General features: G+C 69.8%; 23 protein-coding genes and 3 pseudogenes. 15 read left to right on the top strand and 11 right to left on the bottom strand.

Annotated features, from left to right (window positions below; genetic code table 11):
• Nucleotides 1-239 precede the first annotated feature (239 nt).
• The 3 genes from BCL76_RS32815 to BCL76_RS32805 all read right to left on the bottom strand — a co-directional run bounded on the left by BCL76_RS32815 (nt 240) and on the right by BCL76_RS32805 (nt 4,110).
• Complete coding sequence (locus tag BCL76_RS32815) at nt 240-1,067, bottom strand: 2OG-Fe dioxygenase family protein (protein ID WP_258310044.1); 828 nt, start codon at nt 1,065-1,067, stop codon at nt 240-242.
• Between the two features lie 294 nt (nt 1,068-1,361).
• A complete protein-coding gene (locus tag BCL76_RS32810; protein WP_109783121.1) occupies nt 1,362-1,865 on the bottom strand; it encodes a TspO/MBR family protein in 504 nt (167 codons plus the stop codon).
• A gap of 133 nt (nt 1,866-1,998) precedes the next feature.
• Complete coding sequence (locus BCL76_RS32805) at nt 1,999-4,110, bottom strand: MMPL family transporter (RefSeq protein ID WP_109782997.1); 2,112 nt, start codon at nt 4,108-4,110, stop codon at nt 1,999-2,001.
• Nucleotides 4,111-4,175: 65 nt separating this feature from the next.
• On the opposite strand from BCL76_RS32805, the gene BCL76_RS32800 reads away from it, so the two are divergent.
• Nucleotides 4,176-4,676 carry a MarR family winged helix-turn-helix transcriptional regulator gene (locus BCL76_RS32800; RefSeq protein WP_181382835.1) on the top strand — a complete coding sequence of 167 codons (501 nt, stop codon included), beginning with the start codon at nt 4,176-4,178 and terminating at the stop codon, nt 4,674-4,676.
• Nucleotides 4,677-5,046: 370 nt separating this feature from the next.
• Here the strand turns inward: BCL76_RS32800 and BCL76_RS32795 are convergent, their stop codons facing one another.
• The 4 genes from BCL76_RS32795 to BCL76_RS32780 all read right to left on the bottom strand — a co-directional run bounded on the left by BCL76_RS32795 (nt 5,047) and on the right by BCL76_RS32780 (nt 7,654).
• Nucleotides 5,047-5,379, bottom strand: a complete 333-nt coding sequence (locus BCL76_RS32795) for a MerR family transcriptional regulator (protein WP_109782996.1) — start codon at nt 5,377-5,379, stop codon at nt 5,047-5,049.
• Nucleotides 5,380-6,225: 846 nt separating this feature from the next.
• The gene (locus BCL76_RS32790; protein WP_109782995.1) at nt 6,226-6,672 is read right to left on the bottom strand and encodes a DUF2267 domain-containing protein; all 447 of its coding nucleotides are present in this window, start codon (nt 6,670-6,672) and stop codon (nt 6,226-6,228) included.
• Between the two features lie 47 nt (nt 6,673-6,719).
• A complete protein-coding gene (locus tag BCL76_RS32785) occupies nt 6,720-7,115 on the bottom strand; it encodes a DUF2267 domain-containing protein (RefSeq protein ID WP_109782994.1) in 396 nt (131 codons plus the stop codon).
• 104 nt (nt 7,116-7,219) lie between these two features.
• Nucleotides 7,220-7,654 (bottom strand): Hsp20/alpha crystallin family protein, encoded by a 435-nt coding sequence (locus BCL76_RS32780; protein WP_109782993.1) that lies wholly within the window; start codon nt 7,652-7,654, stop codon nt 7,220-7,222.
• 129 nt (nt 7,655-7,783) lie between these two features.
• Here BCL76_RS32780 and BCL76_RS32775 point away from each other — a divergent pair, with 129 nt between their 5' ends.
• From BCL76_RS32775 to BCL76_RS32760, 3 genes are all read left to right on the top strand, one after another.
• Nucleotides 7,784-8,470 (top strand): HSP18 transcriptional regulator, encoded by a 687-nt coding sequence (locus BCL76_RS32775; protein WP_109782992.1) that lies wholly within the window; start codon nt 7,784-7,786, stop codon nt 8,468-8,470.
• A 395-nt stretch (nt 8,471-8,865) separates the two neighbouring features.
• A complete protein-coding gene (locus BCL76_RS32765; protein ID WP_109782991.1) occupies nt 8,866-10,551 on the top strand; it encodes an acetolactate synthase large subunit in 1,686 nt (561 codons plus the stop codon).
• A 155-nt stretch (nt 10,552-10,706) separates the two neighbouring features.
• The gene (locus BCL76_RS32760; RefSeq protein WP_109782990.1) at nt 10,707-12,221 is read left to right on the top strand and encodes an FMN-binding glutamate synthase family protein; all 1,515 of its coding nucleotides are present in this window, start codon (nt 10,707-10,709) and stop codon (nt 12,219-12,221) included.
• A 253-nt stretch (nt 12,222-12,474) separates the two neighbouring features.
• On the opposite strand, the gene BCL76_RS32755 is transcribed toward BCL76_RS32760, so the two are convergent.
• Entirely contained in the window at nt 12,475-12,744 is a 270-nt protein-coding gene (locus BCL76_RS32755) for a hypothetical protein (RefSeq protein ID WP_375137990.1), read from the bottom strand.
• On the opposite strand from BCL76_RS32755, the pseudogene BCL76_RS39435 reads away from it, so the two are divergent.
• A pseudogene (locus BCL76_RS39435) lies at nt 12,723-13,000 on the top strand (DUF6531 domain-containing protein); the annotation flags it as partial. The gene BCL76_RS32755 and the pseudogene BCL76_RS39435 overlap by 22 nt on opposite strands.
• Here BCL76_RS39435 and BCL76_RS39265 read toward each other — a convergent pair.
• Nucleotides 12,999-13,454: a hypothetical protein gene (locus BCL76_RS39265; RefSeq protein ID WP_181382834.1), complete on the bottom strand. Its 456-nt coding sequence runs from the start codon at nt 13,452-13,454 to the stop codon at nt 12,999-13,001. The pseudogene BCL76_RS39435 and the gene BCL76_RS39265 overlap by 2 nt on opposite strands.
• Nucleotides 13,455-13,616: 162 nt before the next feature.
• Here BCL76_RS39265 and BCL76_RS32740 point away from each other — a divergent pair.
• Nucleotides 13,617-14,003 (top strand): annotated as a pseudogene (locus BCL76_RS32740) (alpha/beta hydrolase); the annotation flags it as partial.
• Nucleotides 14,004-14,369: 366 nt separating this feature from the next.
• Here BCL76_RS32740 and BCL76_RS32735 read toward each other — a convergent pair.
• Nucleotides 14,370-15,017 (bottom strand): TetR/AcrR family transcriptional regulator, encoded by a 648-nt coding sequence (locus BCL76_RS32735; protein ID WP_109782988.1) that lies wholly within the window; start codon nt 15,015-15,017, stop codon nt 14,370-14,372.
• A 107-nt stretch (nt 15,018-15,124) separates the two neighbouring features.
• Here BCL76_RS32735 and BCL76_RS32730 point away from each other — a divergent pair, with 107 nt between their 5' ends.
• The 6 genes and pseudogenes from BCL76_RS32730 to BCL76_RS32710 all read left to right on the top strand — a co-directional run bounded on the left by BCL76_RS32730 (nt 15,125) and on the right by BCL76_RS32710 (nt 19,839).
• A complete protein-coding gene (locus BCL76_RS32730) occupies nt 15,125-16,063 on the top strand; it encodes a DMT family transporter (RefSeq protein ID WP_109783118.1) in 939 nt (312 codons plus the stop codon).
• A 40-nt stretch (nt 16,064-16,103) separates the two neighbouring features.
• Nucleotides 16,104-16,643, top strand: coding sequence for an MBL fold metallo-hydrolase (locus BCL76_RS32725; protein WP_258310043.1), 540 nt, complete (start codon nt 16,104-16,106; stop codon nt 16,641-16,643).
• Between the two features lie 57 nt (nt 16,644-16,700).
• The gene (locus tag BCL76_RS40130; RefSeq protein WP_258310042.1) at nt 16,701-16,904 is read left to right on the top strand and encodes a hypothetical protein; all 204 of its coding nucleotides are present in this window, start codon (nt 16,701-16,703) and stop codon (nt 16,902-16,904) included.
• A 115-nt stretch (nt 16,905-17,019) separates the two neighbouring features.
• Nucleotides 17,020-17,712 (top strand): DsbA family oxidoreductase, encoded by a 693-nt coding sequence (locus tag BCL76_RS32720; RefSeq protein WP_258310041.1) that lies wholly within the window; start codon nt 17,020-17,022, stop codon nt 17,710-17,712.
• Between the two features lie 84 nt (nt 17,713-17,796).
• Nucleotides 17,797-17,997, top strand: a pseudogene (locus tag BCL76_RS40645) (transposase); the annotation flags it as partial.
• A 603-nt stretch (nt 17,998-18,600) separates the two neighbouring features.
• Entirely contained in the window at nt 18,601-19,839 is a 1,239-nt protein-coding gene (locus BCL76_RS32710; protein WP_109782986.1) for a HEAT repeat domain-containing protein, read from the top strand.
• Between the two features lie 274 nt (nt 19,840-20,113).
• Here the strand turns inward: BCL76_RS32710 and BCL76_RS32705 are convergent, their stop codons facing one another.
• Nucleotides 20,114-20,305, bottom strand: a complete 192-nt coding sequence (locus BCL76_RS32705; RefSeq protein ID WP_109782985.1) for a hypothetical protein — start codon at nt 20,303-20,305, stop codon at nt 20,114-20,116.
• Nucleotides 20,306-20,404: 99 nt separating this feature from the next.
• Here BCL76_RS32705 and BCL76_RS32700 point away from each other — a divergent pair, with 99 nt between their 5' ends.
• The 3 genes from BCL76_RS32700 to BCL76_RS32690 all read left to right on the top strand — a co-directional run bounded on the left by BCL76_RS32700 (nt 20,405) and on the right by BCL76_RS32690 (nt 22,000).
• Nucleotides 20,405-20,644, top strand: a complete 240-nt coding sequence (locus tag BCL76_RS32700) for a hypothetical protein (RefSeq protein ID WP_109782984.1) — start codon at nt 20,405-20,407, stop codon at nt 20,642-20,644.
• A 97-nt stretch (nt 20,645-20,741) separates the two neighbouring features.
• Nucleotides 20,742-20,996, top strand: a complete 255-nt coding sequence (locus BCL76_RS32695) for a GMC oxidoreductase (RefSeq protein WP_109782983.1) — start codon at nt 20,742-20,744, stop codon at nt 20,994-20,996.
• Between the two features lie 185 nt (nt 20,997-21,181).
• Nucleotides 21,182-22,000: an inositol monophosphatase family protein gene (locus tag BCL76_RS32690; RefSeq protein ID WP_109782982.1), complete on the top strand. Its 819-nt coding sequence runs from the start codon at nt 21,182-21,184 to the stop codon at nt 21,998-22,000.
• The last annotated feature ends 21 nt before the right edge of the window (nt 22,001-22,021 follow it).

Genomic DNA, 22,021 nt, shown 5'->3' with positions numbered 1-22,021 from the left:
TGCGTACCTCTGACGGTCGGGCAGGGCCGAAGGAGCGGCTGTCAGCGAGGTGCCGGACGGGCCCCGGCCCGGCGGATCACGGGCCGGACCGGATCGCGGCGAGGGTGACGGTGCCGTGGAAGACGTAGGCACGCGGGCGGAGCGGCCTACGGAAGGTGCAGGGCGCCGGAGCGCCACGCACCGACCAGCACCACGGCCGCGCGTACTGGCGTGTTCGGCGGACTCGGTCGGCGCCGGTGTCAGAGTTGAGGGACGTACGGGGCGAGGCCGACGATGAGGATGGACCGTTCGCCCGGCCCGGGCTCGGAACCCGCGCGGACCGGGCCGACGTAGTGGCTGACTCTGTGGTCGTGGACGGCGTAGCCATCCAGTGGGTCGGTCAACGTGAAGTCGGCGTGGATGTCCGCCCACGGGTCCTCGGGCTGCAGACCTGCGCTGCCCGGTGTGGCGATGACGTTCTGCCCACCGGTGACGTTCGTCCGGTTGATCAGGTGGGCGAAAGTGAACGTACTTGCCGAGCCTCCGTCCTGGTGCAGGCAGTCGGGGGAGGAAACGGCGGCCTGGTCGGGACCGTCGACGCCGAGCTTGATCAGGTGGACACCGGCCCACAGCGGCCGTCTCCCCAAATTCTTCAGCGACAGGACCTGCTCGATGTCCCAGCGCAGGAGTCGCAGCAGCAGAGCGTTGCCGCGCAGCTCCTCGGGGATGTCGGGGAGCACACGCCGCGTGCGCGGGTACTCAGGGTTCTCCTCGCCCTGGGAGAAGTCGGTGACCGTACCGTGCACGGGGTCGGGGATTCCGGGAATCCAGGACAGTTCGTCCTTCCACGGCAGGTAGACGGCGTGGGAGTACCGGCGGAACCGATGCGTTCCGGGGGCGTACGGGTCGGGCGGCAGAGCCGCGAAGACCTCCCGCATCCGGGCAAGGTCACCGTGGGCGGAGCCGGCCGGGATACCGAGTCGCTCGGCGCCGTAGCGGGCGAACCCACGCTCCCGGAGACCGTCCAGGCCCTCCCCCGGACCCCCCGCGTCGGAGTGCGATCGCCGCCGGGTCTCAGCCTTTTCCACGTGTTCCTCCCACCGGTCCCCACACGGGGCATCCCGTCGCGCGACGGGCTCGACGCCGCCCTGCAATACGAGCCACAGGTCCTTACGGCGCACCCCTCGCATGCTCGAGGCTACGGGCAGTAGGGGTGCGAGCCTCCTACGGGTGGCCGAAGGTCAGAGGTGAGCAGCCTCTCGCCCCAGAACGTCACGATAGGCACCACCTGAAGCCAAGACGAGGCGGGTGCGGACCTGTCCGGGCCGATCGCGGACTGCAAGATCCACGTATCGGAGATCCGGGATCTCTCCCCCTGCTGGCTACGGCGACGGGTTGCGTCGCACGAGGGAGAGGTTGAGGGCCGTGGCGAACAGGCACCAAGCCGCGTACGGGACGAGCGCCGTTGCGGCCGAACGGTCGGTAGCAGCCAGACGGCGGACCAGGTGAGCGTTGCTCACGTCCAGTAGCAGGGTGCAGGTAAGGCCGGCCCGCGGGCTGCGACGGCGGAAGAAGAGATGGTTCCATGCCGCGTTCAGCACGAGGTTGGCCGCCAGGTCGGCTGCCAGAAGTGCGCGCTCACGGCCGCGCGTGCGGTGAAGTCCTCGGCCGGCGGACCAGGCGATCGCCGCGTAGAGCGGCGGCCACACCACCCCGAACGCCCAGGACGGCGGCTGCCACGACGGCTTGTCCAGGGCCCGGTACCAGGTGGCGTCCGCGTCGACCGCACGAGCGCCGGCAACCGCTGTCGCGGCCACGGCACTGACCGCATAGCTCCTCCACCCGTTGGAGGTGCCTGGTTGCCGGCGTTCGCTGATGATCCTCACGACGGTACGTATGCCCACGACGAACCGAGGTTCACGCGCCTCCCCGCCGGTTGCCGTGCGCAGCGCAGGTGGCTCAGGCGGGTGGCGCAGGAGCACCGTGTCCGACCGCGAGGGATGGTGTCGGGGCGCCGGTTCAGGAGCGTGCCTTGCTGTCGGCGTCTGGGTGCGGGCGGGAGAGGGAGCTGGGCCACCAGCTGCGGGGCCCGATGTCGATCACGAGGGCGGGAACGAGGAGGGAGCGTACGACGAGGGTGTCGAGGAGGACGCCGAAGGCGACGATGAAGGCGATCTGGACGAGGAAGGCGAGCGGGATGACCATGAGGGCGGCGAAGGTGGCGGCGAGTACGACGCCGGCTGAGGTGATGACACCGCCGGTGGTGGTGAGGCCGCGCAGGACGCCCTGTCGGACACCGTGGGTGAGCGCTTCCTCGCGGACCCGGGACATGAGGAAGATGTTGTAGTCGACGCCGAGGGCGACCAGGAACACGAAGCCGTAGAGGGGGACGGAGGCGTCCGTGCCGCTGAACCCGAGCAGGTGCTGGAAGACGAGCGCGGAGACGCCGAGCGTGGCCAGGAAGTTCAGGGCGACGCTGGCCACCAGCAGGACGGGGATCAGGACGGAGCGCAGGAGCAGGACGAGGATGAGCAGGATGATGACCAGGACCACGGGGACGATGAGGGTGCGGTCCCGGGCTGCGGTCTGTTCGGTGTCGTACTGCTGGGCGGTGTAGCCGCCGACCAGGGCTTCGGCTCCGGGGACGGCGTGGACGCGTTCGCGCAGTTCGCGAACGGTGTTCTTCGCCTCGTCGCTGTCGGCGGCGCTGGTGAGGGTGGCGTCGATGCGGATCCGACCGTCGACGAGCAGGGGCTCGCCGCCGGGGCGCCCGGAGGCGGAGGCGGTGACGGGGGTGGCGGAGGCGACGCCGTCGACCGCCCGGGCGGCCGCCTGCACCTCCTGGGCCTTGTCGGCATCGGCGATGATCACCGCGGGTTGGCCGGAGCCGCCGGGGAAGTGCCGGCTGAGGGTTGCCTGGGCGGCGACGGAGGGCGCGTCCTTGACGAAGATCTCGTTGAGGGGAACGCCCTGGGAGGACAGGGTGGGCGCGAAGGCCGCCAGGGCCAGCATGAGCAGGGTCGTCGATGCCCAGACCCGGCGTGGTGCCCGGTCGATGAGGGCGGCGACGCGGCGCCAGATCCGGTGGCCTTCCGTCGTGGCGTCGGCCGGTTTGGGCGTGGCGGGCCAGAACGCGGCGCGACCGAGGAGGGCCAGGACGGCGGGCAGGAACGTCAGGGTGGCCAGGAGCGCGCAGAGGATGCCGATCGCGCCGACGGGGCCGAGGGCCCTGTTGTTGGTCAGGTCGCTGGCGAGGAGCGCGAGAAGGCCGAGGGCCACGGTCGCGGCGCTGGCGGTGATCGCCCCGGCGGAGCGCCGAACCGAGGCGACGGCTGCGGCCATGCGGTCGCCCCGGATCGCGAGTTCCTCCCGGAACCGGGCGGCCAGCAGCAGCGCGTAGTCCGTCGCCGCTCCGATGACCAGGATGGACAGGATGCCCTGGACCTGGCCGTCGACGCGTACGACACCGCGGTCGGCCAAGGCGTAGACGACGGCGCAGGCGAGGCCGAGGGCGAAGACGGCGCTGATGATGATCACGAAGGGCAGCAGGAGGCTGCGGTAGACCAGGAGCAGGATCAGCAGGACCGCGCCGAGCGCGACGCCCAGCAGGAGGCCGTCGATGCCGGCGAAGGCGTCCGCGAGGTCTGCCTGGGTGGCTGCGGGGCCTGCGATCTGGGCGGTCATGCGCGGTACGGCCTGGGCTGCCGCGCGTACCTCGTCCAGGACGGCGGGCAGTTCCTCGCCGAGGTCGGGAGCCAGGGGCACGATGGCCTGGAGGGCCGTGCCGTCCTTCGAGCGCAGAGCGGGTGACGGCTGTCCCGTGATGCCGGTCGTACCGGCCAGCGTGGCGACGGCCGTGGTCGCTTCCTGCTGCTGCGTGTCGCTGACGGCGCCGCCGTCGGACGCCTGCCAGACGATGATCGCGGGCACCGACTCGGAGCGCTCGAATGCCTTGCGAGCCTTGAGGACCTGGGTGGACTCGGCGCTCTGCGGGAGGAACGCCGCCTGGTCGTTGGTGGCGACCTCGCCGAGCTTTCCCGCGTAGGGGCCCAGCGTTCCCCCGATGCCCAGCCAGACCACCAGCAGCAGTACGGGCACCAGCCGGCGGACCCAGCGTGGTGTGCGTGTCACGGACCATCACTCCAATCACTCAATGACAAAGTATCTCAATCATCGAGAGATTATATGCTGGTGCCATGCGCAGTGCAGACCAGCCCCACTCCCCGCACGAACTTCCGCTCGAGGACCCGATCGGGTTGCAGAGTTTCGCCGTGCTGCTGCGCGCGATGAATGCCGATTTCAACCGCATTGCTCAGGAATTCGCCCATGCGCAGGGCCTGCATCTGACGGATGTACAGGCGCTGATCGCCCTGCTGGACGCCGATCGTGACGAAACGGCGGGGCCGATGACGCCCGGACGTCTGGGCGCCCAGATGAACCTGACGTCCGGCGCGGTCACCGCGTGCCTGGACCGGCTGGAGAAGGCGGGCCACGTGCGCCGAGTTCGCGCGGTCGACGACCGGCGGGTGGTCCACCTCCACTACACCCAGGCGGGCCGGGAGGCCGCGCGCGAGTACTTCCGCCCGCTGGCCCGTTCCACCGACGCCACTCGTGCACGGTTCAACGCCGATGAATTGCACGTCGTGGTGCGGTTCATGGCCGAGATGAACCGCCAGCTCGCCTGCGTACGCAACTGACCGTCGGCGAGCCGGGGCAACCCGGACAAGGAGTCGCCTCAGCTCCCGCCGATTCGCCGTGCCGGAAGCAGGCAGGCCCCGGGCGCGGAGACGGACACGGCGGGCTCCGTGCCGGGGCGTCGCCTTCCGCGCGGGGTTCTCGACCGATGGGCGGCGAACGTGGGGCCGCCCACCAGGGGGCGATTACGTCGACACCGCGGTTGCCCGGCTCCGCGCCGAGCGCAGCTCCACCCCCTCCACCCGGCCTCGACGCCCTGCGCCCACAGCGCGATCCGGATGCGGCCGGGTTGGGGCTCGGCGAGGGCGCTCAGGAGGCAAGACCTCTGGGTGTCCCCCGCCAGGAGCGGGTCGCGGTCCGCGGTGAGGCGCCTCAGCCTGTGGGGGTCGAGAGTCGGGCAGCGTTCCGGTATGCGGCGTTGATGCGCTGAGCCTCTTCGAGCTGGTCTTCCAGGATGATGATGCGGCAGGCGGCCTCGATGGGGGTGCCTTGGTCGACGAGTTCGCGGGCGCGGGCGGCGATGCGCAGCTGGTAGCGGGAGTAGCGGCGGTGGCCGCCGACCGACCTCAGCGGGGTGATGAGGCGGGCTTCGCCGATGGCGCGCAGGAAGCCCTGGGTGGTGCCGAGCATTTCGGCGGCCCGGCCCATGGTGTAGGCGGGGTAGTCGTCGTCGTCGAGACGGTCGAAGGAGTCGTCTGCTGTCATTGCACCTCTCTGTGGAACGCGTGGAGGGGCCCGGGAGCATGTGGCTCCCGGGCCCCGAAGGAACTGCTACACCATCTGCCGGCCCTGGTTCTGCGCCGGCCTTCTGTTTCCGCCTGCCCGACCTGAGCTTCGTCGGGTGTGCGGGGATCGCGGTTGCTCGACCGGAGACCACCTCACTATCGATGTCCTGCGGTACCCGGACTCGCGTGGCGTCCGGGCGATCCTGATGGCGCCTCGTCCCTCCGTTCTTCCCTCGGTGATCAACTGCTTACCCAACGGGGGACTGCGTGCTGCCGATACTGCGTACTGCTGATACTGCGCACCGCGGGTGCTGCCCCTGCTGGTACTGCTCACTGCCGCGGCGGCCCCTGATCACTGCGGGCCACCCGGTCCGGTCACCAGTCCCGTCGCCGTCCTGCAAACCATCCTGGCTTCGCGACTCCGTCACCGCACCGTCCTACGCACTGCAACTGCGGGTAATGACGTACTGCTGCCCGGCAGTTCGTCTCTGCCGAGCCCTTCGACCTCTTCGGGCTACGAGAGAAACCATAACCACACCACCGGCGAATGTCTACTTCGGCGAGCATAGATTTCCCTGCGTGATGTCGAGAGGTAATCGGCTGCGGACAGGAGGGGCTACTACGAGCGCCGCAGGGCTGTCCCGGTCGGCGCTGCGTACGAGAGCGGGGCCGGCCCCGGACGGACGATCAGAGACGAGGTGCCCCGACGGCCACGGAGTACGTCGCAACCCCACTCGGCGGCAGCAGACCCGCGCTTCCCTCGACGGTCACGCCCTCCCCGTCGTCGGCGATGCCGCACGGAGCGTGGTCCTGGTGGTCTCGGAGCTCAAGCAGCGGCGGGCTCAGGACGGCGCAGTTCGGCCTGGCCGAAGAGGAGCGCGTAGCCCTCGGGGAGCTGGTGCAGGATGCGGGCGAGGAGCTCGGGTCCGGCGATGCGAGTGACAGCGGCGAGGACGGCGCCGGTGTCCCAACGGACTGTTGCCGGGGTGGCGCCGGTTCGGGCGGCCAGGTCCTTGACGAAGCCCCAGCCCGTGAGCGGCTGCCCGTCCGGCACGGAGGAGGTGAGAGCGAGGGCGGCTTCGACGGGCAGGCACTGCGCCAGGTCGATGCGTTCGTCACCGGTCAGCCGACGGCCGAGCGCGCCCAGAACGGTGCGGACGGCTTCCTCCGCGCGTTCACGGGTCGGGTAGGCGCCCTCGTAGCGGACGCGTTCCAGCATCTGGTCGAAGGTCGTGACGGGGGCGGACCGGTCCGGTCGAGGCTGGTCGTACATAGTGCTGCGGTCACCTTTCTCGTCGAGGTCTCAGGTGTTCGGCCCGTTCAGGTGGGCTGGGGGTGGCCGAAGAGGAGGTCGTAGCCGGGTGGGAGCTGGAGGATGACCTCGCGGGTGAGGACATCGCCCGCAGCGGCGGCCGCGGTGGACAGGACGGCGCCGATGTCCCACAGGGCGGTCTTCTCGGTGGCGCCCTCGATCCAGGCCGCGGTCGCACGGACGAACCGTTCCGGTGAGAGCGGCTCCGCCGCCTGCAGCGGGTTGAGGAGGATCAGGGCGTACGTCTCCGGGAGTCGGGCGGCCAGCTCGGCCCGCACCGTGCCGACCAGGTGTGCGCCGAGCAGGGCCAGCACGACGCGGGCGACCCGGTCGGCTTCCTCCACGGTTTCGTACTCGCCTCGTTCCTGGACGTGGGCCAGGAACGACTCCCTACGTATCGACATCGCAGCACCTCCGAGAAGGGGTGGAGAGGTCAAAGGGTGTGCGGAGGGCGGGTGCCGGAGGGGGATCAGCTCTCCCGCCCTCCGCGACCGGCCGAGGGGGCGGTTCAGCCGGAGATCTGCTTGCGGCCGGATCCGGCGCCGATGCTGACCTTGCGAGGCTTGGCGCGCTCGGCGATCGGGATGCGCAGGGTCAGGACACCCGCGTCGTAATCGGCCTGGATGCGCTCGGTGTCCAGGGTGTCGGCCAGCATGATCTGGCGGGAGAAGACCCCCAGGGGCCGCTCGGAGAGTTCCATCTTCACGGAGTCGGCCTTGGCGACCGGGCGGCGCTCCGCCTTCACGGTCAGCATGTTCCGCTCGACGTCGATGTCGATCGCCTCGGCGCTCACACCGGGCAGGTCGAAGGCGATCACATACTCGTCGCCGTCGCGGTAGGCGTCCATCGGCATCACCGACGGCTTCGACCAGGTCCCCGACGCACCCGACAACTGCTGGACGATCCGGTCCATCTCGCGGAACGGGTCGGTGCGCATCAACATCGCGAAACACCTCCAGTTGGTTCAGGCAGAAACTGCCAATGCGCTTCAACGTGCCTCCGTTGTAGCATGTCATCGAAACGATGACAAGCAAGGCGTCATCTGGAGGATGACAGAGCGACGGAGAGCCCCATGAACGAAGCCACCGCAGCCGCCGAAGCCGCCACATCGGCCGCACCGGTCCCCTTCCTCGCCGCCGCTGCGGCGCTGGAAGCCATCAACCGGTCCGTGAAGGACGCCCAGCGAGCCCCCGCCTCGACGCCGATCACCGCAGAGCCGCTCCCGGCCGACTCGGATCCGCACCCGGCGCTGGCCGCCCTGCTGATGCTGCGTGAGGTGCGAGAGCAGCTCGCCGGCTGGGAGAGCGGGCTGATCGAAACGGCCCGCGGACAGGGTGCGAGCTGGGCCGACCTCGCCGGCCCTCTCGGCGTCGCCAGCCGACAGGCCGCCGAACGCCGATACCTGCGGCTACGCCCCGGGGCGGCCGGGAGCACCGGCGAGGAGCGTGTCCAGGCCACCCGCGACGCGCGGGCCGCCGACCGCACCGTCACCACCTGGGCCCGCGACAACGCAGCCGACCTGCGCCGCCTCGCCGGCCAGGTCACCTCCCTCACCGGCCTGCCGGCGGGCGCCGAGGGAGCCGTGGGCGCCCTCAACCAGGCACTCGGCGGCGACGACGCCGCCGGTCTGATCGGACCCCTGGCCGGCACCCGACCCCATCTGGGAGCCGGCGACGCCGAGCTCGCCGATCGCATCGACGCCATGACCCGCCACACCGACCGCCTCCGCCAGGACAGCAACGACCAGCGCAACCCCTGAACCCGCCCGCGCCGCCCCTACGGCGTACGGACCGCCGCCCGAGGAGGTAATCCGTGCCCGAGGCAGACTCGTCCGATCCGGCCCGACCAGCAGCCCGCAACACCGCCCGGTGTCGGTCGGGCGGCCGTCGTACGACCGGTCGGCGAGATCGGCATGGACCGCGCCGCGGGCAGGGTCGGTGCGGAGCTTGATGAGGATCCGCCAGTTCTTGAGATGGGCGAAGCCGTGCTTGACCGGTGCCTGTCCGATCTTGACCGGTGCCTGTCCGATCGCGAGGACGCGATCGGCTTCCTTCTGGTCCGGGGTGAGCTTGTGAGTGCGGCCGGCCGGCCGGGGTAGACGGCTGACCGGTCCGCCATCGGCGCGGCCAAAACTCAGGAGAGGACACGATCAGCGTGAGCGACGCCGAGCACCGGAAGCAGACCCCCGACGGAGCGGCCGAACTCCTGGTTCGCTGCCTGGAGAACGAGGGCGTCGAGGTGGTGTTCGGCGTACCCGGCGAGGAGAACATCCGTTTCACCAACGCCCTCGCCCGCTCGGAGAAGATCCGCTACGTCCTCACCCGGCACGAGCAGGCCGCGTCTTTCATGGCGGAGATGCACGGCCGACTCACCGGCTCGGCGGGTGTGATGTCCGCGACGCTGGGGCCCGGCGCGATCAACCTGATGCTGGGCGTCGCCGACGCCATGACGAACAGCACGCCCGTCGTCGCGATCACCGCGCAGGTCGGCAAGGAGCGCAACTACAAGGAGTCCCACCAGTTCGTGGACCTGGTGAGTATGTTCGCCCCGGTCACGAAGTGGTCGGCGGAGGTCCCGGCCACCCAGGCCATCCCCGAGATGGTGAGGCGCGCGTTCAAGACCGCGGAGTCCGAGCGGCCCGGCGCCGTCTATCTCGCCGTACCCGAGGACGTCGACACGGCGACGGACGGCTCGAACCTGCGCCCGCTGCGCAGGAACGTCGTGCAGCCCGAGGCACCGTCCCCGCAGCAGATCAAGCGAGCGGTGGAGCTGCTGCGGGAGGCCCGCCGGCCGGTGATCCTCGCCGGACACGGCGCGGCCCGCGGCGGCGCCGCGGAGTCGCTGGCGGCGTTCGCCACCGCACTCGACGTGTCGACGGCGACCACCTTCCACGGCAAGGGCGTACTGCCCGACGACCACCCGTGCGCGACCGGCACGTTCGGCTTCATGCGGCGCGACTACACCAACTTCGGGTTCGAGGAGGCCGACGTCGTCATCGCCGTCGGCTACGAGCTGCAGGAGTTCGACCCGTCCCGGATAAACCCGGACGGTGACAAGAAGATCGTCCACATCCACCGCGTCCCGGCGGAGGTGGACGACAGCTACTCGGTCGACGTCGGCATCATCGGCGACATCTCGGCCTCCCTCGACGCCCTCGTCACCGAACTCGACGGCCTGCGCTGGGCCATCGACGACGAGGACACCATGGCCACCCGCGCGCTGCTGGCCAAGGAACTCGAGCGGGGCGCCGCGGACGAGCGCTACCCGCTCGCCCCGCAGCGCGTCGTCGCCGACACCCGCGCCGCGCTCGGTCGCGACGACATCGTGCTGGTCGACACCGGCGCGCTGAAGATGTGGATGGCCCGGCTCTACCCGACGTACGCGCCGAACACTTGCCTCATCTCCAACGGCTTGTCCACCATGGGCTTCTCGCTGCCCGGCGCGCTCGCGGTTCAGCTCGCCAGGCCGCAGACGAAGGTGCTGGCGGCGGTCGGCGACGGCTCGTTCCTCATGCACTCCCAGGAGATCGAGACGGCGGTCCGCGAGAACATTCCGCTGACCGTGCTGATCTGGGAGGACAACGGCTACGGGCTCATCAAGTGGAAGATGGACCTGGAGATCGGGGAAAACTCCAACACCGAGTTCGGCAACCCGGACATCGTCGAGTACGCCCGCAGCTTCGGCGCGAAGGGCTACCGCATCGAGTCCGCCGGGGACCTGCTGCCGACGCTCCGTGAGGCACTGGCGGACCCGGGCGTGTCGATCATCAACTGCCCGGTGGACTACGCCGAGAACATGAACCTCATCGAGCACCTCGGGCACCTCGACTCGGCGCTCTGACCCGCCCGCGGCGCGGCCCGACCCCCGTACGGGCCGCGCGGCGGCCCTGCCGCAGGGGCGGGGCCCCTCGGGTCTCCGGCATCGCGTGGCATTTCCGCGGCGCGGGGTAGATGGGCAGCGTGAGGTTCGGCCGGTCGAGGAGAGGAACGATTGTGATGCGTGCTCGGAGCATAGGTGCGGCAGCCGCCACGGGGTTGGCGCTGGTGGCCGCCCGCGACCTGGTGCAGAAGAAGCACGCGCTGCTGAGGAACTTCCCCCTGGTGGGACACGCCCGGTATGTGCTGGAGACGATCGGCCCCGAGCTACGGCAGTACATCGTGACGTCCAACGACGAGGAGCGTCCCTTCAGCCGTGACCAGCGCAGCTGGATCTACGCGTCGGCGAAGGGGGAGAGCAACTACTTCGGGTTCGGTACCGACAACGACATCGAGCACGTGCAGGGTCATGCATACGTGAAGCAGCGTACGTTCGCCGGTGCGCTGCCCGATCTGAGCGACCCGCAAGCGGCGTTGCCCTCGGCCAAGGTGCTCGGCGGACCGCGCGGCCGTGCGAAGGCGTTCCGCCCGGCGAGCGTCATCAACATCTCGGCGATGAGCTTCGGCTCGCTGTCCGGCGCGGCCGTCACGGCGCTCAACAAGGGCGCGGCGCTGGCCGGGACGATGCAGAACACCGGCGAGGGCGGCCTGTCGCCCTACCACCTCAACGGCGGGGACCTTGTCCTCCAGATCGGTACGTCGTACTTCGGCTGCCGCAACGAGGACGGGACGTTCAACCTCGACAAGCTCAAGTCACTGGTCGCGGGCGCGCCCGTCAGGGCGATCGAGATCAAGCTCTCGCAGGGTGCGAAGCCGGGGCTCGGCGGCATGCTGCCGGGCGCGAAGGTGACCGACGAGATTGCCGGGATCCGCGGCATTCCTGCGGGGAAGGACTGCGCTTCGCCGTCGCGGCACACCGCGTTCCGCGACGTGGACTCGATGCTCGACTTCGTGGAACTGTTGGCCACGGAGACCGGATTGCCGGTCGGGATCAAGAGCGCCATCGGGGAGATGGACTTCTGGGAGGAACTCGCCACGCTGATGGAGCGGGGTGAGCGAGGGGTCGACTTCGTGACCGTCGACGGTGGCGAGGGCGGCACTGGGGCGGCTCCCCTGATCTTCGCCGACTCGGTGTCCCTGCCGTTCCGCGTGGGCTTCTCCCGCGTCTACGGCGTGTTCGCCGAGCGGGGCCTGACCGACGACATCACCTTCATCGGCTCCGGCAAGCTCGGCCTGCCCGAGAACGCCGTCGTCGCGTTCGCCCTAGGCGTCGACATGATCAACGTGGGCCGTGAGGCGATGTTGTCCATCGGCTGCATCCAGGCCCAGAAGTGCCACACCGACAAGTGCCCCACCGGCATCGCCACCCAGAATCCGTGGCTGGCGCGCGGTATCGACGCGCCCTCGAAGGGCATCCGGGCCGCGATGTACCTGCGCACCCTGCGCAGGGAGTTGCTGAAGGTCTCGGGCGCCGTCGGTGTCCCCCACCCGTCGCTCATCACCCCCACCGACATAGAAATCCTGAACGGCGACTACGACGCCCGCACCCTGGGGAGTGTGTACGGCTACAAGGACGGCTGGGGCTCGCTCGGGCCGGAGCTCGCCCATGAGATAGCCGAGCTGCTTACCACCTGAGATAGCTACTCGGCCACCTGTCTTCAACCGTCATGCCCTGCGCAGCACGCCCACCGAGTGGAGCGCACCGAGTGGACGGTGGTGCGCACCGACCTGGTGCGGTGGTGCGGGCAGTGGAGTCCACCGGGTGGAGCGCACCGGGTGCGGTGCCGGACATCGCGGTGTCCACCGCACCCCCACGCCCACCCGATGCAGCCCGTCGGGTGGGCTCCACTCGATGGAGCCCACCGGTGTGCGGTCCCCTCGGGAGTGGTCACCACAGCCAGGCGTTGGAGTGGCGCACCCGGGACAGTGCACGGGCGTCGCGGCGCGCGGCCGCGTTGCCGATCCGGTTCTGCCGGGACCGGGGCCGGAGGGACTGCCCGGCGGCCAGGTGGCGCTTCCCGGCGGGCTGGGGTGTCCGGCGGAATGCGACCGCGACCGCGCGTCGCCCGGCCGGGGGCGAGCTCGCCAGGGCGGCACGTGAAGCCGGCGCGGTAGCCGCGCACACGCAGGCCGGATCGAAGGGCTCGGGGTTCTTCAAGAAGATCTCAAAGCCTTGCAGGAGCAAGATCTGCAAGGGCGACCCTGTCGATGTCGCCACGGGTGACATGGTCCTGCAGCACACCGATCTGTCACTTCCTGGAGTGCTGCCGCTGACTCTGACGCGCACGCAGCTGTCGGGATATCGGTGGGGTCATTGGTTCGGTCGTAGTTGGGCTTCGACCCTCGACGAACGCATCGAAGTCGGCCCGGATGGCGTCGGGGCCGTATGGGCGCGCGAGGAAGGTTCGCTGGTCACAGGCCTGCGGTGAACTTCCCGTCGGGCAGCTTGCGCAGCCAGCCCCGCCCGGCCAGTTTCGCCGGCTTTCCACGCAGCGGCTCCAGTTTGCCCCGCACGCCGGTGTCCAGGCCGATCACCTCGCCGACCTCCCGGACCATGACCGGGCCGCCTGCTCTCCGGACTATGGCGAGGATGCGCCGGTACTCCGGCGGGAGCGCCGAATCCTCCACACCCGGTCCGCGGTGCGGGACCAGCAGTACCGCCTGCCCGCCGACCTGCGCGGTTGGCGGCATGGCCGCCGCGCGCTCGTCAGCGATCTGAGCGCTGAGCCGAGTAAAGACCCGTTCGGCCGCCGACAGCTCCTCCCGCTCGGTCCGCACCTCCGCCAACTGCTTGGCCAGCTGTTCTTCGAGCGCATCAAGCTCAGCGCGCCGCGCGGCGATCCGTCCCAGCACCTCGGAGTCCGACATGAACCGGATCGTAGGGCGCTTCCCCGCGGCGCCGGACAGGAACCGGCAAACCGCAGCGCCAGACGATCTACGCAGCAGACTGCCACCCGCCACCAGCACGGGCCCCCGCAACGGAGCCACACCAGCCCCCCTCCCACCAGCGAACTTCAAGATGGTGCAGGCTCAATGATCGAAGGCAGCGCGGACGCATTCTTCGGCTCCTTCCTCGACGCCTGGGCCAACGACCCGACCGCCATGCCGGAGGAGGTGCGTGCCGAGTACCTGCGGGCGAGCGCCGCGGCGGCGACGTCGATCGTCGCGGACTACCGCGCCTCGGCGGGCATCGACGTCCTGCACGACCAAGCGGACCTGGACGCCGGGTCGCAGCTGGCCATGCCCGTGACGGTCGTCCAGCAGGACTGGGGCGCGCAGCTCGACTACGACGCTGCTGCGGTCTGGAAGGCGTGGGCGCCGGACCTGAACCACCGGCTGACCCGCGCCGGGCACTTCATGGCCGAAGAGGCAACCGACGAGATCGCCGAGGCGATCCAGGACCTGCCGGCCCGCTGAACCTCCTGCTCCCGACTGGCCGGCCCGCCACAAATCCGGTTCGCCCGCCTCACCCCGTGGATGTCGGGCGTCCGCTCCAAAGCGATCTCCTGCCCCTGCCCCGACACATCCCGCGGTCCCTTGCGCCACCCCTCCAGCGCAGACCTGGAGGCTCCCTCCGGGACGTCGAGGAGCTCCAGCAGCCCCCGGCGGAACCCCGGATCCACCAGGGCGTCCACCACCGAGTGGACAGCGCATGCTCGCCGGTACGAACCTTGCCGACGAGTCGTGCCGGGTGCGTAGGGGACACACAATTTTTCGAACCCCCTGGTCGGTTCGGCCCCCAGCACGTCACCCGTGGAGCAGCGCTCCGGGAGCAGCCCGGGTTCAGGGGCGGATGGGGTCCAGGAGGTGCCGGGCGAACCCGGAGAGGGCCTGGGCGATGCGCTCGTGGGGGATGCCCAAGGTGTTGTGCTGATGGTGGTAGAGCTGCGGGGCCAAGGGGCCGAGGGCGATGTCGGCGAGCGCGTCGGGGTCCGCGGATCCGCCGGCGATGAGCAGGGTGCGCACATGGAGGCGCCAGAAGCCGTAGGCGCCGGTGGTGTAGCGGGCTGGCCCGGATTCCGCGCCCAACGCCAGGGGCAGGTGCCGCCGGATCAGGTCCAGGTAGGCGATGTAGAACGCGGCCAGCCGTTCGGCGGGGGGTGCCCCCGGCCCCAGCGGCGGGGGGCCGTAGATCATCTGCGCCTGTAGCCGGCGTTCGTGCTCGTCCAGGAGGGCGGTGGCGACGGAGGGCGGGTCGGGGAACGAGCGGTACAGGGTCGCGCGGCCGACACCCGCGGCCTTCGCGATCTGCTCCATCGTCACGGTGCTCGGATCGTGTGCGGTGAAGAGCACTTCAGCGGCGGAGAGGATCTGTGCGCGATTGCGCACCGCGTCGGCGCGCTGCCGGGGTGCGGCGGCGCCTCGGGGTGCCGCCTGGAGGTCACCGCGGAGGACCACCTGCGGGGCGGGAAGCTCATCGCCGTTACTCATGCAGGTCACCTTACTTCGCACCAATTTAAGTGGACAACTTGTCCGCTTAGCAGCCGCTGGGCTACATTAAATGAGACGAGTGTCCGTTTAATGTGGGGGAGAACGAGATGAACGCTGCGCTGCTCGCGGCAGCCCTCCTGGTGGGGTGCCTCCTGGCCGTCCAGGCGTCGGTCAACCTGCAACTGAACCAGGCCGTGGGAACCCCTTACGGCGCCTCCGCGGTCCAACTGGGCGTGGCCGCCGGACTCCTGGTCGTCCTGGCGGCAGTGACCGGGGCACTCGGCGCACTCGGGAAGCTCCCAGGCGTCGAGTGGTGGCATCTGCTGGGCGGCCTGGCGAGCCCCCTCTACATCACCAGCGGCATTCTGCTCTTCCCCCGGCTGGGGGCCCTGGCCTCGGTCGGGCTGTTCGTCACGGGGCAGATGTTCTCCTCCTTGGTCCTCGACCTGGGCGGCCTCCTCGGGCTGGAGAAGAAGGGCCTGAGCGCGGGCGTCGCGCTCGGCGCCCTCGCGGTCCTCGCGGGCATCATCGTGATCATCCGGGGGCAGCAGGCGACCGCCCCGCCGGGAACCCCGACGATGTCGGGCCCGGGCCGGATCGGATGGATCGTCCTCGGCATAGTCGCCGGCGGTGTGCTCCCGGTTCAGGGCGCGGTCAACGCCGAGCTCCGGCATGGTCTGGGCGCCCCGATCACGGTGGCGGCTTTCAGCTTCACGGTGGCCACGCTCACCATCACCGCCGTCCTGCTGGTGCTGCGCCTGACGGGCAAGACCCCCAGGCCGCGGCTGGCCCCGCTGAAGGCGATGCCCTGGTGGGGCTGGCTCGGCGGAGCCTGCGCCGCGGGCTATGTCACCGGCACGTTCCTGCTGATCCCCGAGATCGGCGCCGCGGTGACCGTCGGGCTGACCGTGACCGGCCAGCAGCTGACCTCCGCCCTGATCGACCACCGGGGCATGTTCCGGCTGCCGACCCGCGTGCTGAGCGTGCCACGCTTGGCGGGACTCGGCCTGCTGCTCGCCGGATCGCTGGCCATCCAACTCGTCTGAGCTCGCACTCGTACGACCCTGACAGAGAAGGCTGTTCCTCTTGGAGACCTACGCCGTTGGGCCCGAACTGCACGCCCTGCCCTCTGCGCTGCCGATACCCGACTCGGGCTTGCAACCGGTCAACGCCTACCTGCTGCGCGGTGAGCAGCCGATGCTGGTGGACGCGGGCATGCCCGTGGACCGGGACGCGTTCGAAGAGGCCCTGTGGTCCCTGGTGGACCCCGCCGATCTGCGGTGGATCGCCATCACTCATGACGACCGGGACCACACCGGGAGCCTGGCGCGGATACTCGACCGCGCTCCTGGCGCCAAGGTCGTCACGAACGGGATATCACTCACCCGACTGTCCGAGGAATTCGAGATCCCGCGTGGGCGGGTCGTGACGGTGAACTCCGGGAGCCGGATGTCGATCGGTGACCGGACCCTCAGCTTCCATCGGCCGCCCACGTTCGACTCACCGGGCACGCTCGCGGTGTTCGACCACGACGCCGGCACGCTTTTCAGCTCGGACAGTTTCGGCACCGTCCTACCTGAAACGGTGCAGCACGTCGGTGACGCCGACGCCAAGGAATTCTTCTAGGGCTTCGATGTCCTGAACCGGGCGATCGCCCCGTGGACGGCCCTCGTCGACGCGGAGATGTTCCTCCGCACGGTCCAGTCGGTGTCCTCCCTCTCCCCGGCCCGGCTGCTGTCCGCCCACGGGCCGACGGTGGAGGGCCGGATGGTCACCTCCCTGATGGAGGCCATGGCCCGCATCCCGTTCCTGCCGGCATGGCTCCCGGGCGCGGACGTCGACCTCGAAGCCGCCTTGGACGCGCACGGTGCCCGGGCCGGCCACTGACTGTCCGAGCACTTGACGCTCAGCCGCCGTTGAGCTCTTGAACCTCAGCAACTGCTGAGCCCTGAACCACCACTCCATCGCTACCCCACTTCCTCGAAAGCCCTCGGAGTCACCGTTGACCACCGCATCCCTGACACCGCCGCCGGGCATCATCACCGTCTTCTCGGACATCTGGTGCTCGTTCGCACACATAGCCATCCACCGTCTGCACGCCACGCGCAAGCGGCTCGGACTCGAAACCCAAGTCAGCTTCGACCTGCGGGCCTTCCCTCTTGAGCTCCTCAACGACGCGCCCAGCCCCCGCCCCGGAACCGACAGCGAGGTGGGCCGGATGGCCAGTCTGGAGCCGGCGGCCGGCTGGCAGCTCTGGCAGGCCAAGGACTGGCTCTACCCCTCCACCATGCTGCCCGCACTGGAGGCGGTCCAGGCCGCCAAGGAGCAGTCCCTCGTGGCGTCCGAACAGCTCGACCTCGGCCTGCGGAAGGCGTTCTGGGCCGAATCGCGGTCCGTCAGTCACCGCAAGGTCATCCTGGACGTGGCCGCGGAGACCGGCGTCGTCGACGTGACGGCGCTGGCGGAGGCCCTGGACGACGGCCGTGCCCGCAGCAACCTCTCCGGCCAGACCGCGGTCGCCCGTACCGAGGCGGTCGGTTGCAGCCCGCACCTGTTCCTGCCCGACGGCAGCGACTGGGCCAACCCCGGGATCGCCGTGCGCTGGGAAGGCCCCTACGGCGTAGGCTTCCCGGTGATCGAATCCGACGACCCGGCGATCTACGAGGGCCTTCTCCTGGCGGCTGCCACGGGCTGATGCTGCTGCCGGAGTTCAGAACTCCCCCTGCGGCCCGGAGTCCATTTCGCCGGAGTGAAGACCAGGCGTCGGATACGGAACTTGGTGAAGGAGACCTTCACCTCTGCCGGGGTCTGACGCCAGTACTCCGGCGCTGCTGGGCGAACCGAGAACTGCCGGATCTGCGTCCTCGCCGCCTACGCCACCGTGCGCGACCACCCTCTGGTCGACCGCGAGTTCTACCTGCCGGGGCCCTGGGCCGAAGACCGTGAGCGCCGTCGCGTCGCCGCGTCGCCGGATCCCCGAAGGGCCGACTCCGGCGATGTCGCCGCGCAGTCCCCCTACGGCATCGACGGGCCTGCTCGAGATCCTCGCCGACAAGACCACCCGATCCGTCAGGCAGAACCCGGCCGCTTCGCCGAATGCGGCGCGAGGCACGCCCCGCCGCACCACCGCTTGCCCCACCGACCCTTGAGCAGGCCGCCGACCACGGCAACACCAACTTTCTGTACCGCTCGGACGAGAAGCCGGCGCTCTTCACCAGACTGTGGCCGTACGGCTTGGACCACGGAGGTGCGGCGCCGGGGCTCCGCAAGATGGACGTTGATGTAGCGGACGAAAATCAGCGGATCGTGGGGGCGTTGGCCTAGTTTTCCCCACCCAGGAGGGAGGTAAGCCCCTGTCGCCACCTGGGACTCACAGCCCCGCCAACTCACACACTCACTCGCCAGCCTGAAGCACTCAGTGCACAGCGTTTGTGGCTGAGTTCCTCAGTTGGCGAGTTACGCCGACTGAAGCGCTTGGAACCGAAGCTGTGCTTCCACCCCCTGGGGAGGCGGCCCAGACATCGCATTCTCCAGGCCGACTAAGCTCCAACGTGCCTGTCTCGCTATGTGACGGGCCGGTGGAGTGGGGACGGGAGACAGGGTCATAGATTCACTCATAACGGCGGTGCGGAGCGGGAACGCGCGGTTGGTGCATGCGTTGCTGAGTGCGGGTGCCGACCCCGACAGCGTGGACGAGCACGGCACTCCCGCGCTGTGCCTGGCGGTGGACGCCTTCGACCTTCCGACCATCGAAGTTCTGATGTCCTTCGCCGGGTTGGACCGTGCGAGCCCCGACGGGCGTACCCCTCTGCTTCGCGCGATCGAGCTGGGCGACCCCGTCATCGTGGAGCGACTCGTCGTCCAGGGAGCCCGTCTGAGTGCCACGGACGCCGAAGGCCGTGACGCCCTGGCCCTGGCCCGGTACTGGCACGAGAAGGATGTCGCGGCCGAGGTGCGCCGCAGAAGCGGCAGGCCGGGACCTGTCGAACGCACGACCATCCGGAACTGGTCCGAATCGACGTGCGAGGAGTTGTCGCTGGGGCATATCAGGGTCAGGACCGGACACACCGCGATCCTCACGGCCCTGGAGCCGCGATACGGCATCGTTGCGTCCTTCGATGAGCTGCTCTCCCGCGCGATGGCCGAGCCGGACGTCGATCACGAGGTGTGGTGGGCGACGACCTGGGCACTCCAGCAGCGTCACGACGCCGCCGTTTGGGACGCGGCCGCCGCCCTTCGTGATCGCTCGAATCCGCTGGCACGGTACTTCGCCGCGCAGGTTCTCCGCGTGATCGTGCTCTTCGACGAGAGCGACGAGGCGCCGTTCGAAGGACCGCTCGTCGATCTGTTTCTGCCCTGGGTTGCAGGCGAACCGGATCCTCGCGTGGCCTGGTCGCTCACGGCCGGACTCACGGATTCCCCGGATCCGCGAGCTGAAGTCGTACTTCCCGAACTCACTCGCCACGCCGACGGCAAAGTCCGGGCGAGGGCGGTCAGCGGGCTTTATCAGGCGATCGAGACGGGCGATCCGGCAGTACTCGACACCGTCATGGAGCGCACAAGGGACGAAGAGCCAGAGGTCCGCCGGACCGCCTGCTACGTCCTCGCCGCCGCGCCGGCACATGCCCAGAAGGCCTCGGACTCGCTCGCTTCCTGCCTCGCCGACACGGATGAAGTCGTGCGAGTGCAGGCGGCGGCGCGGCTCGCGCTGCGCGACGATCCGCGGGGCGACGACATCCTTCGAGGCCTCGACGCCACGGACGAGGACTCCCCCTACCACTGGCTGCTCTACGAGGTGTCCCGGCACCGCCACGGCCATTGAGAACGCTGCGGTGACGGAGCGTTTCACTCGCCGCCATCCACCAACCCAAGAGCCCAGCCCCGACAAATCGACAGCTCACCCGCCAAGTGCACCGCTCAGCCACAGCGCACCTCGACCTGGGGCGGCTCCCAGATCGAACGATCGAAACCCCCGATCGAGGCTCTGACCTGCGGAACGCTCAATCCGTCAGGTCGGACGCTCAACCGCCCGGTAGGACGCTCAGTCACAGCGCTCACCGGCGCCTTCCCCGCAGCTCCGAAGCTAGTAGTGAACGTCAGCGAGGCCCGGTGGTCAGCCGCGTACCGGTGTCCTCGACGCCGAAGCGGAGATCGTCGAACACGGTCACCGTCCTGTTCTCACCGGCGAACACCAGCCGCGCGCGTTCGCGCACGTCCAGCCGGCACTCCAGGTCGGTCGTACGGCCCCGGAAGGCCGACGTGTTGCGCCAGCGGGCACCCTGCCGCACCGGGCCGCTGTCTAGGCTTACGCACGACACCGTGCCAGGGTCCCATTCGGGACGGCCGGTGCAACGATGAACGCACGGGGGCGCGGATCGAGGTGGGCGATGAAGGCTCCTTCCGACAACCGGACCGGGCGTGGTGGCGGGGGCCTGTTCAGCGGGCGTGACAGGGCGGTCATCACGGCGGCGGCGCTGTCCATGCTCCTCGTGCAGATGGACTGGTTCGCGCTCAACCTCACGCTTCCCGTGATCGCCCGGGATTTCGGCGTACCGACCACCGACCTGCAGTGGCTGGTCAGCGGCTACATGTCCACGGCCGACAGCGCACGCTCGTGTGCGGGCTGATCGGGTTCGGCGCCGTATCGGTCTGCGCAAGGGCCTGGCGGTGGAACGCTGCATCGGGGAGGCCGACGCTTTCGCCGAATGGCGCAGGTAGGAAGCGGTGCCGTGCCCCGCGACGAGCGGCGCATCCGTCGAGGAGTTCGTCCGCAAGGCCACCGGCCCCTACTTCCATTGCACGGGCACCTGCCGCATGGGAACCGACGCCGATGCCGTCGTCGCCCCCGGGAATCTTCGCGGACACGGGATCAGCGGACTGCGGGTCGCCGATGCCTCCATGATGCCGTCCATCCCCTCGGCCGACAGCAGCGGGACCGTCTACGCAATCGCCGATCGGGCTGCCGAACTGCTCGACTGAGCCTTCCCCCGCGCCCACGGGCCTTCCACAACGCGCTTCAATTGCATGTTAGTAATCCTTGAAGTTCTTCACATGCATTTGAAGTTAATGATGGGGCTCTATACCTTCGAGACGAAAGCACAGGAAGCACAGCGCAGTTCGGCCCCGACCGGCCTCATCACCCCTCCTCAGACAGGAGCACCACCATGTCCGAAACCCTTCAGACCACTGACAGCGCCACCTCCGACACCGACCTGCTCGAACGCACCGAGGCCGCCGTGCGCGCCGCCGGTGCTGCGCTGCGCGAGCGCTTCGGCGACGTGGTCCGCTACGAGACCCGCGAAGAGCTGATGCAGGCGCTCGCCGTCAACGACGACACGGCCCTCGACATCCTGCGCCCCCGCCTCACGAGCCTTCGCCCCGGGGCGGGTTGGGTGGAGGACGAGCTGGACGGCGGGGCGCTGCCGCCCGGCGAGTGGTGGGTCGTGGACCCGGCCGAAGGCAACGTCAACCACCTGCACGCGCTGCAGGAGTGGGCGGTGACCGCCACCCTGGTGCGGGAGAACCAGCCGGTGCTCACCGTGGTCCACCTGCCGCTCACCGGCGAGACCTACACCGCCCTCAGCGGCGCGGGCGCCCACCTCGACGGCCGGCCGCTGCACGTCTCCGGGACCGCCGACCTCGGCCTCGGCATCGTGGCCACCAGCCAGGCCCGGCCGGACGAAGACGAGAAGGTCGTACGGCGCGTCGGCTCCTCGATCACCGCGATGCTCTTCGACGCGCTCGTCGTCCGCACCTCCGTGCCCGCGACCCTGCACCTGGCGAACGTGGCCGCCGGCCGAATGGACGCCTTCTGGCAGTTCGCCGGCGCCCGCGCGGACCTGCTGCCCGGCGCACTGCTCGTCACCGAGGCCGGCGGACGGATCTCCGACGCCGAGGGCCGCCCCTGGACCCCGCAGAGCGACAGCTTCCTGGCCGCCGCGCCCGGCGTCCATGCCGCGGCCGTCGCCACGCTCTCCCGCTGACCCCGTACACCGCAACCGCAA

It is taken from the genome of Streptomyces sp. CG 926, from assembly GCF_003148825.1.
Classification (GTDB): domain Bacteria; phylum Actinomycetota; class Actinomycetes; order Streptomycetales; family Streptomycetaceae; genus Streptomyces.
The sequence above is the reverse complement of the archived record's forward strand: the minus strand, read 5'-3'. Positions and strand labels throughout refer to the sequence as shown.

Excerpts from the sequence above, each read along its gene's own strand:
- BCL76_RS32800 (WP_181382835.1), top strand. The coding sequence starts at position 4,176 with ATGCGCAGTGCAGACCAGCCCCACTCCCCGCACGAACTTCCGCTCGAG.
- BCL76_RS32795 (WP_109782996.1), bottom strand. The coding sequence starts at position 5,379 with ATGACAGCAGACGACTCCTTCGACCGTCTCGACGACGACGACTACCCC.
- BCL76_RS32790 (WP_109782995.1), bottom strand. The coding sequence starts at position 6,672 with ATGTACGACCAGCCTCGACCGGACCGGTCCGCCCCCGTCACGACCTTC.
- BCL76_RS32785 (WP_109782994.1), bottom strand. The coding sequence starts at position 7,115 with ATGTCGATACGTAGGGAGTCGTTCCTGGCCCACGTCCAGGAACGAGGC.
- BCL76_RS32780 (WP_109782993.1), bottom strand. The coding sequence starts at position 7,654 with ATGTTGATGCGCACCGACCCGTTCCGCGAGATGGACCGGATCGTCCAG.
- BCL76_RS32775 (WP_109782992.1), top strand. The coding sequence starts at position 7,784 with ATGAACGAAGCCACCGCAGCCGCCGAAGCCGCCACATCGGCCGCACCG.
- BCL76_RS32760 (WP_109782990.1), top strand. The coding sequence starts at position 10,707 with ATGCGTGCTCGGAGCATAGGTGCGGCAGCCGCCACGGGGTTGGCGCTG.
- BCL76_RS39265 (WP_181382834.1), bottom strand. The coding sequence starts at position 13,454 with ATGTCGGACTCCGAGGTGCTGGGACGGATCGCCGCGCGGCGCGCTGAG.
- BCL76_RS32735 (WP_109782988.1), bottom strand. The coding sequence starts at position 15,017 with ATGAGTAACGGCGATGAGCTTCCCGCCCCGCAGGTGGTCCTCCGCGGT.
- BCL76_RS32730 (WP_109783118.1), top strand. The coding sequence starts at position 15,125 with ATGAACGCTGCGCTGCTCGCGGCAGCCCTCCTGGTGGGGTGCCTCCTG.
- BCL76_RS40130 (WP_258310042.1), top strand. The coding sequence starts at position 16,701 with ATGTTCCTCCGCACGGTCCAGTCGGTGTCCTCCCTCTCCCCGGCCCGG.
- BCL76_RS32700 (WP_109782984.1), top strand. The coding sequence starts at position 20,405 with ATGAAGGCTCCTTCCGACAACCGGACCGGGCGTGGTGGCGGGGGCCTG.
- BCL76_RS32690 (WP_109782982.1), top strand. The coding sequence starts at position 21,182 with ATGTCCGAAACCCTTCAGACCACTGACAGCGCCACCTCCGACACCGAC.